Genomic DNA, 14,720 nt, shown 5'->3' with positions numbered 1-14,720 from the left:
GATGGATATGTTATACGTGATAATTGTTGCTGCATTACTTATTTTCTGGCTAGTGGCAGTAGATAGGCCTAAATTAACATTGAGATTCGTAAATGGAGCAATCGTTGATCATAAAGGGAATTTGCCACACGGTTTTGCACAAAACTGTAAAGAAATCGGCCACAAAACACCATTTAGCGGGGTTGTAAAAGTTTATACCACGCGATCAGGGACTAAACTAAAATTTTCAAAAAATGTCCCCCATAAAGTCCAACAAAGAATACGAAATGTCTTTCCTCATCAAAGCCCTAAATCTAAGCATAAAAAAAGGGCATAGAAGCTATTTGAGTAAACAAGCTATTTTCCTGTTCTCAATATACATTATAGTAACCTAATATATAGATATCACTTTGTTAGATTAAATCTAAGGTAGGCAACTTGTGGCAAAATTTATATATAAAGGTTTTATATCAACAAAATCTGTTGTTTACATCGTATCTTGGCTACTACTCGCAATGACAACTGCCATTATTTTCACCTTAATAGTTTTATTAAATTCGTTAGATAAGCAAGCCAGTAGTGATCTTCATGAACGAGCCAGTCTTGCTATATCAAATGAAAGCCAAACTGCACGACGTATTTTAGAAGAATACTCATATTGGGATGAAGCTTATCAAAAAATTATTGTCGAAAATGATATCGAATGGATCGAGAACAATTCTGGTTTGTATTTAATGGAAAATAACCAGTTTGATTTCAGTTTAGGTGTGCGTAACAGCAATAAACCTGCCTATTTTATAGTAAGTCACGACGCGAAGCATTTAACCTTTAACGATATAATGCAAAATGGACTTTCCGAACTTATCACTTCATCAGCACAATTAGACAGAGTGACTCAAACGACAGATGGAATTATACGTATCGATAATACGTTGTTTTTAGTAGTAGGCGGCCCGTTAATAGATGAAAACTTAGATACACCTAAAGCCGGCACCTACATTGCTATAGGCAAAAAGATAGATCCAGAATATTTAGCAACACTGAGCGCTAACTTTCATTTGAAAGACTTAACCTTAAGCTTAAACACCGCAGCCGAAAACAATAAATATATATTGTTGTCACCCTTAGGTGAAAAAATTGCCTCTTTGAAGTGGGAGTCACATTCTCCAAGCAAAGAAATATTACCGATTGTAGCCATTCTATTGTTGATTTTCACTGTGATGATTGTAGCGATAACTCGTTATATCCTCAATAAGGACCAGGAAAACAGATTAGAGTATGAGAACAAATTGTTTGAAGAAGCAACAACCGATCCCTTAACTCAAATTAAAAATCGTCGATACTTTATGGATATAGGTAATCGTGAGTTAAAAATTCAACAACATCAACGTCAATCGTTATCCGTGCTGATGCTCGATCTCGATAAATTTAAAGAACTCAACGATTCATACGGGCATAGGTTTGGTGACGAAGCGTTAGTTCATTTTGTGAATACTTGTAACAGCGTACTAAGAGAATCAGACGTAATAGGAAGAATTGGTGGAGAAGAATTCGCAATTATATTACCAGATACGAATCAATACAAAGCGATAGAAATTGCCAATCAAATAAGATCTCTGATTTATAAAGCTCCGCTATATGCGCAAGGTAATACAGTGCAAATCACAGTCAGTATTGGCGTGGCAGTGCTAGATAAACAGGAATGCTTCGCAGATTTACTCAATCATGCAGACAAGGCATTATATAATGCTAAAAATGCGGGCCGTAATAAAGTAGAGAGTTATTAATATAACCAATTCAATATATTAAGTGCAACTTATGTTCTATATTATATAGTGCGCATTATGTATCTTATGTTAAATAGGATTTGCAATTTAACTAGATGATGGTTGCTTCTTAACACTAGCTTATTAAGCTAAGTTATTTAAGCTGTTATTTTTTATGTTATTATACTACTAATCTTCTTATCTCAATTTTCAAATTAAACTTATCAATGGCACTTCTAGATACTTATACTAAAAAAAACATTGCTTTGGCTTGGCCTTTAGCATTGAACGGTCTGCTAATGCAGTCCATGTTAATGATCGATACTCTTTTGGTTTCACCCTTGGGAGAAGAATCGGTTGCTGCGATGGGCGTTTCATCTACGATCGTTTCCTTCGTTCTTAGCATGCAAATGGCTTTAGCGATGGGAAGCCAAATTATCTTAAGTCGCGCTTACGGTAGTGCTAATATTAAAAATCTGAATAATGGATTTTTTGCAGGTTTATCTATTTCCAGTGGTTTTGCCTGTTTATTTATGCTGATCATTCTCATTTTTGGAGATAACATTGTTGACTGGATCATAGAACCAGATTCCATTCGCACACTCGCTTATAGCTATCTAGATATTTCGTTATATGTGATTTTTTTCACCGCATTAACCCAAATTACAATCGCCTTATTTAATGGCATGGGCAAAACTAAGATCCCTTTTAAAGGCTATTTAATTGAAATGCCTTTTAATACTGTCCTTTCTTATTTGTTTATTTATCAATTAGATATGGGCGTATCAGGTGCTGCTCTAGGTAGTGTTTGTGCTATAGTTCTACGCACATGTTTCCTTGGATACTGCCTAATAAATACCTCGAGTCTTAGCTTAACGTTACCAAATCAGCTCTACGCCTTTATGCAAAATACTCGTAAACATATTATTGAGATTCTGCCCTTTGCTGCCAATACTACTATTTTAGCGATTGGGGCGACACTTTATTTGCTGCTCTATTCTCAATTGAATATCAACGAATACGTCGCTATTACCCTACTCTATCCATGGATCCAAGCCGGAGGCAGGATTATTTCTTCATGGTCTTATGCTTCTGCTATATTAATCAGTCAACAAATTGGTTCTGGTAAACTTGGACAACTTGAAAAATCGGTTAATTCAAGTATCGATATTGCCGTCTGGCTTTCGGTACTTTGTAGCCTGTTCTTTGTTTGTGTTCATTATGTTTTCCCGCACCTTTATACTGAGCTTGCTTCCGAAACCTATTTAGCGGTATCGATTATTGCACCGCTGTATATTTTTCAACCACTTGTGCGTGGTTATAACACCATACACGGCAACATATTGAGAGCAGTTGGTAAAACGACATCGGTATTCAAAATTAATTTTGTTGGCCAATGGATTATTTCTCTTCCCTTATTGGCTATTATTATTTTTGTATTTGATGGTTCAATATTTTGGGCGTTTGCTGTTCAACCGTTTGAAGAAATAGTGAAAGCGTTTCCGTTTAGGGCTTTGGCAAGAAAAACCGTAAAAGAGTTTAATAGTGAACAAGCCAATAAACTCAATTTTGATTAATAGCTCTTGTTGATTGAAGCTATGAGGCGTTTTTCGTTAACAGCACATTTATAAATACGATAATTCATTTATTTTTTATAATGTGAGGAATTAGCTATATATTTTAAATGGTTATAAAGTGACAGGGTGACAAAATCAGTCTGTAGTTCTTTAGACAATAGTGTATTTTGCGACTTAATACTCATTTACCACAACACTTTTTATATTTTTTGTTACTTCCACATGAGCAAGGCGCATTTCTTTCTGGTGTTTTAGCAAATATCTGAGGTTGTGGTTTATTTATAACAACGTCTAGTTCCTTAATATTTTCTTCTACACTGCTATCCACTTCTATATTTGCATGGAGTTTATGCAAAGCAACCAATTTTTTTACTTCTACCTCGCGAGCTTGATTAGGTACAACTAACGCTAATGGTCGATTACTCGAACCTAACTTAAGTGTCGCTTTAGGATTGTAACCATTCTTGCCGTAATCACTCATGATATCAGGTGTACCGCGATAAAAAAATTTTGACATTCTATTTCTCAGTTTTATAAAACGCGCATACTAACAACTTAATTGTAGATAATCTAAATTAGTATTGTCATCATCACGATTAAATTCATCCATATTTATATTTTCATAAGCTAACTACTTGTAAAAAATCAAGTATTACTTATGAAATGAATCATTGCGATGGATTAAGTTTAACGATAATTGAGGTAATACACGGGTGACCCTTTTGACTCAGTTTGTACCAATTTCAGTCGAACAGGATAATGCTTGGTATTGAATACCCAATAGTCTTGTTTTTCAGATAAGTTAGCCTGGTGGTCAATCTGTTCAATAGTCCAATTTTTATTATCTGGCTGAATTGAAATATGGTATTCTTGCTCAGAATTTTGCCAAATGGTACTGATGGTGTGCTTGCCAAATTCTACGATGCAATTTTGTTCAATTTCGCAGAAACGTTCGTTATTTGAATAGGTCACACTGCGCCAAGTAAAAACTGACGCAAGTAATAACATCATAAATAAAATTTGAGCTAATCGCCCTTTAGTTAATTTTTCTGCAGCCATTTTTTATAGTCTCATGTAACAAACTTCAAACTTTTACTAAGAATTAATCTCTCAATGTAAAAATTGCAGGTTAAATCGTTGTCATTGAAATGTTAATTCAATTATCATGTCGGGTGAAAATACCATTCCAAACAGTGTTTTGATAGATCCACTAGTTACATTGGCGGTTTCTCATTGCGGTTGGAATGTATTACGACATAAAGTCGCATAAAAGCAAAGTAGTCACTTAAACATTGGAAGAAATATAATGAGCCAAGTACAACAACTTGAGCACAACTATAACTACAAGGTCGTACGTCAATTTACCCTAGTTACTATACTTTGGGGAATTGTTGGTATGTCTGTAGGTGTATTGATTGCCGCTCAGTTAGTTTGGCCACAGCTAAATTTTGATACGCCGTGGTTAACTTACAGTCGTTTACGCCCGCTGCACACCAACGCTGTTATTTTTGCGTTTGGTACAAGCGCCCTTTTTGCAACATCATATTATGTTGTACAACGTACCTGCCAAACACGCCTGTTTGGAGGATTCCTTATACCCTTCACTTTCTGGGGGTGGCAAACTGTAATTTTACTCGCTGCCATCACACTTCCTTTAGGGTATACAACCAGTAAAGAATATGCAGAATTAGAATGGCCGATCGATATTTTGATTGCTGTTGTTTGGGTTGCGTACGCTATCGTATTTTTTGGTACGATTGTTAAACGCAAAACATCGCATATTTATGTTGCTAACTGGTTCTTCGGTGCGTTTATACTAACTGTTGCGGTTTTACACATAGTAAATAGCTTAGCTATTCCTGTATCTATGGGTAAATCTTACTCAGTTTACTCTGGTGCAACTGATGCAATGATCCAATGGTGGTATGGTCACAATGCTGTAGGTTTCTTACTCACCGCAGGCTTCTTGGGAATGATGTATTATTTTGTTCCTAAACAAGCTGGACGCCCTGTTTACTCTTATCGTTTATCAATTGTCCACTTCTGGGCACTGGTATCACTTTATATTTGGGCTGGTCCTCACCATCTTCATTACACTGCGCTACCTGATTGGACTCAATCACTTGGTATGGTTATGTCGCTTGTGCTGTTTGCTCCTTCATGGGGTGGTATGATCAACGGTATTATGACGTTATCTGGTGCTTGGCATAAACTTCGATACGATCCTATCTTGCGCTTTATGGTGGTTTCACTGTCATTCTACGGTATGTCGACCTTCGAAGGCCCAATGATGGCAATTAAAACTGTTAATGCTCTCTCCCACTACACCGACTGGACAGTAGGTCACGTACATTCAGGTGCTTTAGGTTGGGTTGCAATGGTTTCTATTGGTTCTGTTTATCACTTGATTCCTAAGTTATTCGGACAAGAAAGAATGTATTCTGTTAGCCTAATCAACGTTCACTTCTGGTTAGCAACAATTGGTACGGTTCTTTATATTGTCGCAATGTGGATTTCCGGTGTAATGCAAGGTCTAATGTGGAGAGCGGTTAATGCGGATGGTACTCTAACCTACAGTTTTGTAGAGTCTGTTCAAGCATCCTATCCGTTCTATACCGTTCGTTTTATTGGTGGCTTTATTTTCCTATCAGGTATGTTCTTGTTAGCTTATAACGCTTATAAAACTATTACTGCACCTGAAGATAGTCTTAAAGCTATCGAGCAACCGGCATAAGGAGATTGATTAATGAGTTCAAACTCAAATAATCGCCATGATCTAGTCGAACGTAACGTCGGTTTGCTAGCGATTTTAATTATTGTAGCTATTAGCTTCGGTGCTTTAGTGGAAATTGTGCCACTATTTTTTCAAAAGCAAGTCAACGAACCTGTAGATAACCTAAAACCTTACACTGCTTTGCAGATGGAAGGACGCGATATTTATATTCGTGAAGGTTGTAGTGTTTGTCATAGCCAAATGATTCGTCCATTTCGAGCGGAAACAGAACGTTATGGTCACTACTCCGTTGCTGGTGAAAGCGTTTGGGAGCACCCATTTTTATGGGGTTCAAAACGTACTGGCCCAGATCTAGCTCGCGTTGGCCAACGTTATTCTGATGAATGGCACCGAGTGCATTTGCTTAACCCAAGAGCATTAGTTCCAGAATCTAACATGCCTGGCTTCCCTTGGTTGGCAGAAAATGTGTTAGACGGAGAATTGATCCAAGCTAAGTTAACTCTGTTCCGCGATCAATTTGGGGTTCCTTACACTGACGAACAAATTGCAAATGCTAAATCTGAAGTCGTTGGCAAAACCGAGATGGATGCGCTTATTGCCTATCTACAATCTCTCGGTCATGCGATGAAATAAGGAGGAATGATTATGAGTATTGGTACTTTCCATTCCATCTGGACAGTAATTTTATTTGTGAGCTTTTTTGGTATTGTTTGGTGGGCTTTCGGTAAGAACCGTAAAAGTCGCTTTGAAGAAGATGCAAATTTGGTGTTTGCCGATGAACCAACAACAGCCGATAAGAATAATAAAGGAGTAAACAAATAATGACGTCATTTTGGAGTGCGTGGATTATTGTTCTCACAGCCGTGACATTAGTTTTTTGTGCTGTGGTTTTAGGCTGGGCCTTGAAAAATAATGTCGGCGTTGAAGAAGGCGCCGAAATGGAACATGAATATGACGGTATCAAAGAACTGAACAACCCATTACCTAAATGGTGGAGTTTTCTGTTTATTGGGACCTTTGTTTTCACCATTATTTATTTGGCTCTATTCCCTGGGTTGGGAACATTCAAAGGACTTTTAGGTTGGACTAGCTCAAACCAACAAGTAAAAAGTGTCGAAGAATCTCGTCAATATATTGCTCAAGCGCACGCTAATCAAACATTAGATGAATACGCTAGAGCTCTAGATGAAGCCAACACGTTTTATGGCGAAGCATTTAATAAACTTGCATATAGTGCAAATGGTGAACTGCGTCCTGTACCGGAAATAGCAGCCGATCCAGAAGCCCTTAAAGTTGGTCAACGTCTATTTTTGCAAAACTGTTCTCAATGTCATGGTTCGGATGCTCGAGGTCAAATAGGCTTTCCTAACCTAACAGATAAAGCATGGCTTTATGGTGGTGAGCCTGAAGCTATCCTAACAACCATTATGAATGGTCGAATTGGTGCAATGCCTGCTTGGGGAGACGCTTTAGGAGAACAAGGTGTTAAAGAAGTTGTTACTTATACTTTAGGTTTATCTGGCCGAAAAGTGAATGCAAGAGAAGCTGCAGCGGGTAAACAACGCTTTGTCGTTTGTGCTGCTTGCCATGGTACAGATGGTAAAGGTAACCCTGCTTTAGGTGCTCCTGATTTAACCGACCAAGATTGGCTATTTGGAGACTCCCGTGCGGCGGTAACTGAAACGGTTACTAATGGTCGTCAAGGTGTCATGCCAGCATGGAAAGATATTTTAGGTGAAGAAAAAGTACAACTTGTCGCTTCTTATGTTTGGAGTTTAAGTAATACTGAAAAATAATCTATAATGATTTGTAGCCCCATTTATGGGGCTATTTTTATTTAAAATAAATTCCCTTTTGGTCTTTGAAACAGCAACAAGTGGCCTTAGAGATAGTCAATCTTTAAAACAATCAGCAGAGATATTCATGATAAAACCTTGGTATAAACAATTTTGGCCGTGGTTTCTAATCACATTACCGTTATGTGTCGTTGTAGCGAGTTTTACAACCTTAGCCATCTTTTCAAAAAATTCCGTTTCCCTTGTCGCTAAAGATTACTATAAAAAAGGCAAAGGAATTAATATCGATTTGTCAAAAATCAAATACGCACAATCGTTAGGGCTATCCGCTAGTGTCGTTTCTGAACAAAACAATATATCCATCCAATTTGACAAAGGCGATTTAGAGGTTTACCCCGCGTTAGTGGTAACCTTTACGCACCGAACACTTGCCGACCGAGATTTTAGCCAAACAGTAAGTTCTAACGCTAAAGGACAATATAAAGTAATTTTACAAGATAAGTTAGCCGGGCCGTGGTTTATAGAAGTAGAACCTCATAACAAAACATGGTTATTACAAGGGAAAGTTTCATTCCCATCGGCAACCGCAACCCTATTAACTAATTAATTATCTGAGATCTAATATGACACTTTCGTGCTTCCACTGTGGTGAAGATGTACCAGTAGACTCGAATTATATCGTTGAAATATTGGGCAAACCTCAGCCGATGTGTTGTCCTGGTTGCCAAGCCGTAGCACAAACCATTATCGACAGTGGTTTAGAAAGTTATTATCAGTTTAGAACAGAAAAAGCGGAAAAAGCAGAACTGGTTCCAGAACAACTAAAAGCGCTTATAAATTATGACAATGAAGACGTTCAGTCAGAATTTGTGCGGAAAGATAACAATACGTCAGAGATCACTCTGTCATTAGAAGGCGTAACATGTGCTGCATGTGCTTGGTTGATAGAGAAACAAATTAGCGATAAAACTGGCGTGAACTCGATTAGAGTTAACACCACAACAAACCGAGCTATTTTGAGTTGGGATAATTCAAAGGCCAAACTCAGTGATTTATTGTCTGCTATTCACAACCTTGGCTATAAAGCCGCCCCTTTCGAAGCCGACGCTCACGAAGCATTTTTTCACCAGTCCATGAAACAATATCTGTACCGCCTAGGGGTGGCAGGTTTGGCTTCCATGCAGGTAATGATGTTAGCGGTAGCATTATATTTCGAGGTGTTTGGTGACCTTGATGATGAGTTTAAGCAGTACCTAAGAATAGTTAGTTTACTCTTCGCAACCCCCGTTTTAATCTATTCTGCTTTGCCATTTTATCTCAATGCATGGAGAAGTATCAAAGGCAAAACATTAGGGATGGATGTTCCCGTCTCTATCGCGTTAATTTTTGCGTATAGCGCAAGCGTCATCGCGACAGTACAAGAAAAGGGCGAAGTCTTTTTTGAATCAGTTTCTATGTTTACTTTCTTTTTGTTGCTGGGAAGATTTTTAGAGATGCGAGCAAGACGCAAAGCCGCCGCCGCGAGCGCAAATCTATTAAAACTGATTCCCGCAATGGCAACAAAAATTGACGGCACCCAAGTTCCAGTTAGAGTTTTACAACCTGGAGACAAAGTAAAAGTACTGCCGGGAGAACACATTCCGGCCGATGGAATTATCCTTAAAGGCCGAATTCACGTTAATGAGTCAATGTTAACTGGTGAATCAATTCCGATTGTTAAAACCGTCGGTGATAACGTCTACGCTGGTAGCATAAATACCGATGAAGCGTTTCAATTTGAAGTCACATCGAGTAAAGCTGACTCTATGTTAGCGAACATTGTTCGCTTGCAGGATGAAGCACAAATGTCCAAACCCAAAATAGCTTTATTGGCTGACATAATTGCTAGATATTTTATCGCAGTTATTCTAATCATAGCTTCGATAACCTGGTTCTATTGGCATCAACATCAACCAGAAGACGCATTCTGGATTATGTTATCTGTTCTGGTGGCAACTTGCCCTTGCGCCTTGTCTCTCGCCACACCCACAGCGATCACCTGTGCAACGTCAAGAATGGGCGATTTAGGGTTATTGCTCAGAAAATCTCACGTCATTGAGACATTTTGTAAAGTAAACCACCTTGTTATTGATAAAACCGGCACCTTGACTAAAGGTGAAATCGTCATCGACAACGTTGCGTTATTTTCAGATTACAATGAAAAACTATGTCGAGCGATTGCTGCGGCTTTAGAGACGCACGCCAATCATCCCATAGCCAATGCATTCAAACAGTATGCTGATAATAAAATAGAAGTTTCACACGTTAAAAATATTATAGGATCAGGCATTAAGGGCCAGTGGAATGACCAAGAGTGCCGTATAGGTAATGCACGCTTTGTATTAGGTGACCATAGCCGTGCTGTTCCTTCTTCCGTATTTCTATCTATTAATGGCAACCATGTTGCAACGTTTTGTTATTCAGATCCTATTCGCCCGGAAAGCCAATCGTTTATTAGTACCTTAAATCAACTCGGAATAAAAACCACACTATTAACTGGCGATAGCTTAGTTAACGCCGAACCTATTGCTAAAAATTTAGCGATTCATTCAGTGATTGCTGATGCATCACCGTCCGAAAAACTCAAATGTTTAAGATCGTTAGATGAAAAGCAAATAACGTTAATGGTTGGAGATGGTATTAATGACGCTCCTACTCTATCTGGTGCTCACTTATCTATTGCTATGGGTGGCGGGACTGATGTGGCAAAAGCATCTGCAGATATTGTATTACTCGGAGATAAATTAAGTAAAATCCTTACTGCAAGAAAACTGGCTTTGAAAGCTCGTAAGATTATAAGAGAAAACTTATTGTGGTCTTTGGGGTATAACCTCTTCATACTGCCCCTTGCTGTTACAGGAAATGTTGCTCCATATATCGCCGTCGTCGGCATGTCTGCAAGCTCCATTATTGTCGTTACCAATTCATTAAGGCTGTTAAAAAAAGATGAGTAGTCTCTATATACTAATACCTATCGCCATTGTTTTTGTTTTTATCGCGGTTGGCGTCTTTTTGTGGGCAGTGAAAAGTGAACAATTTGAAGACTTAGAAAGACAAGGCCAAAACATATTATTTGATGATGACGAATTAGATAAGAAAAAAAATGTTAACAAATGATTGGATCGCTGCATTGCTCGTCGGATTTTTAGGTTCTGCACATTGTGTCGGTATGTGTGGGGGTATCGCATCCGTCATGAGCTTAAATAGCGTAACTAAAAGTGAAAGAACGTTAACCACCCTATTGTATAACACTGGTCGCATTACCAGTTACATGATTGCAGGTGCATTAGTGGGCGGCGCCATATCTAGTGCAGCAAGTTTATTGCAAAATTATTCGGTTCTAAATGCCTTAAGAATAATGTCAGCGTTAGTGATGATTATTCTTGCATTATATATTGGTAAATGGTGGCACGGGTTATTATACGTTGAAAAATTCGGTCAACATTTGTGGAAATATATTTCACCCTTCACCAAAGCACTACTTCCATTGCCATCCCCGTTACACGCTCTCCCACTCGGTTTATTGTGGGGTTGGCTACCATGCGGCTTAGTTTACTCATCATTAACTTGGGCTGCCGTATCTGGCAGCGCTTTCAATGGCACTTTAATCATGGCAGCATTTGGTATTGGAACACTACCTTCAATGTTACTTGTAGGGTTGGGAGCAAATTACGTAAACAAGTTAAAAAACTCACCATTATTTAGACAATCAGGAGCCATAATCTTACTCGGTTATGGCATGTACACTTTGAGCCAATCTATTAACTTATTCACATAAAATACTATAGTTTGTTGATTTTAATATTAATTATTTAACTATCCTTTACGCTTTAGCAATGGTAAAATATTGATGTATATCAATTAGTGACTTGGAAATTATGATTTCAGAAAAACCAGCAACTAAAAGAATTCAGTCCGGTGGGTGTGCTATCCACTGTCAAGATTGTAGTATCTCTCAGCTATGTATCCCATTTACCTTAAATGAATCAGAGCTTGATCAGCTTGATCAAATCATAGAGCGCAAAAAACCGATTCAAAAAGGGCAAGAGCTTTTTAAAGCTGGTGATGATCTGAAATGCTTGTACGCTATTCGTTCTGGAACAATCAAAAGCTACACTATTACAGAGCAAGGTGATGAACAAATTACTGGTTTTCATTTAGCAGGTGATCTTGTCGGGTTTGATGCAATTACGTGCAGTGAACATCCTTCATTTGCTCAGGCATTAGAAACCTCGATGGTGTGTGAAATACCTTATGATATTTTAGATGACTTGTCTGGAAAAATGCCTAAACTTCGTCAACAGATAATGCGTTTGATGAGTAATGAGATAAAAGGCGATCAAGACATGATTCTGCTATTGTCGAAGAAAAATGCAGAAGAGCGCTTAGCGGCCTTCCTATATAATTTATCTACTCGTTTTTCTCAACGAGGCTTTAGCCCACGTGAGTTTCGTTTAACGATGACGCGTGGAGATATTGGTAATTATCTTGGTTTAACTGTAGAAACCATCAGCCGCTTGCTAGGTCGTTTCCAAAAATCTGAGATCCTCAGTGTAAAGGGTAAATACATTACTATTCTCGATCATCAAGAGTTAAAAATACTTGCTGGCATTTCTTCTGACGAATAAAATCTGATAACTGCGTATTTAACGATAAGTTTTTCTACATAAATGTAGCTTTGAATGTCAAAGCTACATTTAATTTCTCAAACACCACTCTAATTTTTCAAACTCCTTACATCTCTTTTTTCCAATTTTTCTTCAAATAGACTATATTTAAAGTAGTATTATTAACTCTTTGGTTCTTATCCAAAAAAAGGGAATGGCTATGAGCATATATAACCAAATCTTGGTCGTTGCAAACGTGAATAACGAGTCTCAGCCAGCCTTGGCTCGAGCGATGCAATTGGCACGCAAAAGTAAATCTAAAAGTAACATCACTTTTTTCCTTTCAATATATGATTTCTCATACGAAATGACATCTATGCTCTCGATAGATGAACGAAATGCAATGCGCAAAGGCGTAGTTCAACAACGTGTGACTTGGATGCATGAAGTTGCCGCTCCATATATTGATGATAGCGTTAACTTTCAAGTCAAAGTAGTTTGGCATAATCGACCATACGAGGCCATTATTGGTGAGGTATTTGAAGGTAAACATGATATTTTGATTAAAGCGACAAGAAAGCACGATATATTAGAATCGGTCATCTTTACTCCTACCGATTGGCATTTGTTACGCAAAGCACCCTGCCCTGTATTACTAGTAAAAGAACATGAATGGCCAGAGAATGGCAATGTTATCGCCTCTGTTCATGTTGGTTCAGAAAACCCGATCCACTTAGAGTTGAATGACTGTATTGTTCAACAATTATTGAATTTATGTGGCCGTTTGGATGCACAACCTTATCTTGTTAACTCATATCCAGTCACACCATCAAACATAACCATTGAGCTACCGGAATTTGATCCTAGTACTTATACCGATGCTGTTCGTGGACATCATCTGAAAGAGATGAAAGCACTAAGGCAAAAACACGGTATAGATGAGAGTTTTACTCGAGTAGAGCAAGGATTACCTGAAGATGTTATACCAGCAGCAGTAAAAGAATTAAAAGCGGGTCTCGTTATACTTGGTACCGCCGGTAGAACAGGGATATCAGCAGTCTTTATTGGTAACACTGCCGAACAAGTGATCGATAAAATTAATTGTGATGTATTGGCGATTAAACCGAATGGGTTTATTAGCCCACTTGATCCAAATCAGTCATCTTGATATTAAATTTGGTTGTAGAGTTAAGCAATAGCCTTACAAACTTAACGAGCAAGTGAAGCAACACTCCTTTTACGATTATGTTTATAATTAATCATTACAGCTAATCAGTAAAAGGAGTGTTTGCTATTGGTCACTATATATTAGAAACATCGATAAACAATGATTCATCAATATTTTCAGGTGAGAGGTTTGAAGATGAAACTTCTGCTTCGTCAAACGCGTATGCTTTTCGTTCACCTTCTCTTTCTAATGGCAAATTTTCGAAATCAAATAACGCTCTATCAGCCAGTTGGCTTGGGCTGATGTTTTGGATCGATTTAAATATCTTATCGACACGACCTGGGGTTTTCTTATCCCATTCAATCAACATCGCTTTAATATTTTGTCGTTGCAGATTTTCTTGCGAGCCACACAAATTACAAGGAATGATTGGGAACGCTTTATGGTCAGCATAGCGGATCAAATCTTTTTCTCTACAGTATGTTAATGGTCGAATAACCACATTGCGCCCATCGTCTGATCTCAGCTTTGGGGGCATGGCTTTCAAACGTGCCCCATAAAACATATTCAGAAACATGGTTTCTACAATGTCATCTAAGTGATGACCCAATGCAATTTTAGTCGCGCCGATTTTCTCAGCAAACGAATATAAAGTCCCCCTACGAAGTCGAGAACACAATCCACATGTGGTTTTACCTTCTTCTATTTTTTCTTGAACAACAGAATATGTATCTTTATCGACAATATAATAAGGAATATTCAATTTTTCGAAATAAGCAGGTAATATATGTTCTGGAAAGCCCGGTTGTTTCTGATCTAAATTTACTGCAATCACATCAAACTTTATAGGAGCAGAATCTTTTAGTTTTAATAAGATATCCAGCATCGCAAATGAATCTTTACCGCCACTGATACAGGCCATAACAACATCATTTTCTTCAATCATATTGTAGTCAACAATGGCATTACCAACGTTGCGTCTCAAACGTTTTTGTAACTTGTTAAATTCTAAAGTTTGCTTTTTTGTATCAATAGAGTTCATTGCAATTTCTCA

General features: G+C 38.0%; 16 protein-coding genes. 13 read left to right on the top strand and 3 right to left on the bottom strand.

From position 1 onward, the window contains the following. Positions 1-7 precede the first annotated feature (7 nt). From R3X26_RS08070 to R3X26_RS08060, 3 genes are all read left to right on the top strand, one after another. Positions 8-316 (top strand): DUF3634 family protein, encoded by a 309-nt coding sequence (locus R3X26_RS08070; protein ID WP_317716732.1) that lies wholly within the window; start codon positions 8-10, stop codon positions 314-316. Between the two features lie 103 nt (positions 317-419). After that, positions 420-1,766, top strand: a complete 1,347-nt coding sequence (locus tag R3X26_RS08065; RefSeq protein WP_317716730.1) for a diguanylate cyclase — start codon at positions 420-422, stop codon at positions 1,764-1,766. 206 nt (positions 1,767-1,972) lie between these two features. Continuing rightward, on the top strand, positions 1,973-3,322 hold the full coding sequence (locus R3X26_RS08060) for an MATE family efflux transporter (protein ID WP_317716728.1): 1,350 nt from the start codon (positions 1,973-1,975) through the stop codon (positions 3,320-3,322). Positions 3,323-3,503: 181 nt separating this feature from the next. Here R3X26_RS08060 and R3X26_RS08055 read toward each other — a convergent pair whose 3' ends face one another. Further along, positions 3,504-3,839 (bottom strand): PBPRA1643 family SWIM/SEC-C metal-binding motif protein, encoded by a 336-nt coding sequence (locus tag R3X26_RS08055; RefSeq protein WP_317716727.1) that lies wholly within the window; start codon positions 3,837-3,839, stop codon positions 3,504-3,506. Positions 3,840-4,009: 170 nt separating this feature from the next. Further along, positions 4,010-4,381 (bottom strand): hypothetical protein, encoded by a 372-nt coding sequence (locus R3X26_RS08050; protein ID WP_317716725.1) that lies wholly within the window; start codon positions 4,379-4,381, stop codon positions 4,010-4,012. A 247-nt stretch (positions 4,382-4,628) separates the two neighbouring features. Between R3X26_RS08050 and ccoN the strand changes: the two genes are divergently transcribed. The 10 genes from ccoN (at position 4,629) to uspE (ending at position 13,666) form a co-directional block, all read left to right on the top strand. Further along, complete coding sequence (ccoN, locus tag R3X26_RS08045) at positions 4,629-6,056, top strand: cytochrome-c oxidase, cbb3-type subunit I (RefSeq protein ID WP_317716723.1); 1,428 nt, start codon at positions 4,629-4,631, stop codon at positions 6,054-6,056. Between the two features lie 12 nt (positions 6,057-6,068). After that, a complete protein-coding gene (ccoO, locus tag R3X26_RS08040; protein ID WP_317716721.1) occupies positions 6,069-6,689 on the top strand; it encodes a cytochrome-c oxidase, cbb3-type subunit II in 621 nt (206 codons plus the stop codon). Between the two features lie 12 nt (positions 6,690-6,701). Then, positions 6,702-6,878: a cbb3-type cytochrome c oxidase subunit 3 gene (locus R3X26_RS08035; RefSeq protein ID WP_317716720.1), complete on the top strand. Its 177-nt coding sequence runs from the start codon at positions 6,702-6,704 to the stop codon at positions 6,876-6,878. Further along, a complete protein-coding gene (gene ccoP, locus R3X26_RS08030) occupies positions 6,878-7,852 on the top strand; it encodes a cytochrome-c oxidase, cbb3-type subunit III (protein WP_317716719.1) in 975 nt (324 codons plus the stop codon). Before R3X26_RS08035 ends, ccoP begins: the two co-directional genes overlap by 1 nt. A gap of 127 nt (positions 7,853-7,979) precedes the next feature. Then, positions 7,980-8,459, top strand: a complete 480-nt coding sequence (locus tag R3X26_RS08025) for a FixH family protein (RefSeq protein WP_317716718.1) — start codon at positions 7,980-7,982, stop codon at positions 8,457-8,459. A 16-nt stretch (positions 8,460-8,475) separates the two neighbouring features. After that, positions 8,476-10,845: a heavy metal translocating P-type ATPase gene (locus tag R3X26_RS08020; RefSeq protein WP_317716717.1), complete on the top strand. Its 2,370-nt coding sequence runs from the start codon at positions 8,476-8,478 to the stop codon at positions 10,843-10,845. Next, on the top strand, positions 10,838-11,008 hold the full coding sequence (ccoS, locus tag R3X26_RS08015) for a cbb3-type cytochrome oxidase assembly protein CcoS (RefSeq protein WP_317716715.1): 171 nt from the start codon (positions 10,838-10,840) through the stop codon (positions 11,006-11,008). The genes R3X26_RS08020 and ccoS overlap by 8 nt, the downstream gene beginning before the upstream one ends. Continuing rightward, a complete protein-coding gene (locus R3X26_RS08010) occupies positions 10,995-11,669 on the top strand; it encodes a sulfite exporter TauE/SafE family protein (protein WP_317716713.1) in 675 nt (224 codons plus the stop codon). Before ccoS ends, R3X26_RS08010 begins: the two co-directional genes overlap by 14 nt. A 100-nt stretch (positions 11,670-11,769) precedes the next feature. Then, positions 11,770-12,519 carry an FNR family transcription factor gene (locus tag R3X26_RS08005; protein ID WP_317716711.1) on the top strand — a complete coding sequence of 250 codons (750 nt, stop codon included), beginning with the start codon at positions 11,770-11,772 and terminating at the stop codon, positions 12,517-12,519. Positions 12,520-12,718: 199 nt separating this feature from the next. Then, complete coding sequence (uspE, locus tag R3X26_RS08000; RefSeq protein ID WP_317716710.1) at positions 12,719-13,666, top strand: universal stress protein UspE; 948 nt, start codon at positions 12,719-12,721, stop codon at positions 13,664-13,666. A 133-nt stretch (positions 13,667-13,799) separates the two neighbouring features. On the opposite strand, the gene ttcA is transcribed toward uspE, so the two are convergent. Next, positions 13,800-14,708 (bottom strand): tRNA 2-thiocytidine(32) synthetase TtcA, encoded by a 909-nt coding sequence (gene ttcA / locus R3X26_RS07995; RefSeq protein ID WP_317716709.1) that lies wholly within the window; start codon positions 14,706-14,708, stop codon positions 13,800-13,802. Positions 14,709-14,720 lie beyond the last annotated feature (12 nt).

The sequence above is a fragment of the Vibrio sp. TH_r3 genome (assembly GCF_033101115.1).
Taxonomy (GTDB): domain Bacteria; phylum Pseudomonadota; class Gammaproteobacteria; order Enterobacterales; family Vibrionaceae; genus Vibrio.
This window is presented reverse-complemented; position numbering and strand designations above follow the sequence as displayed.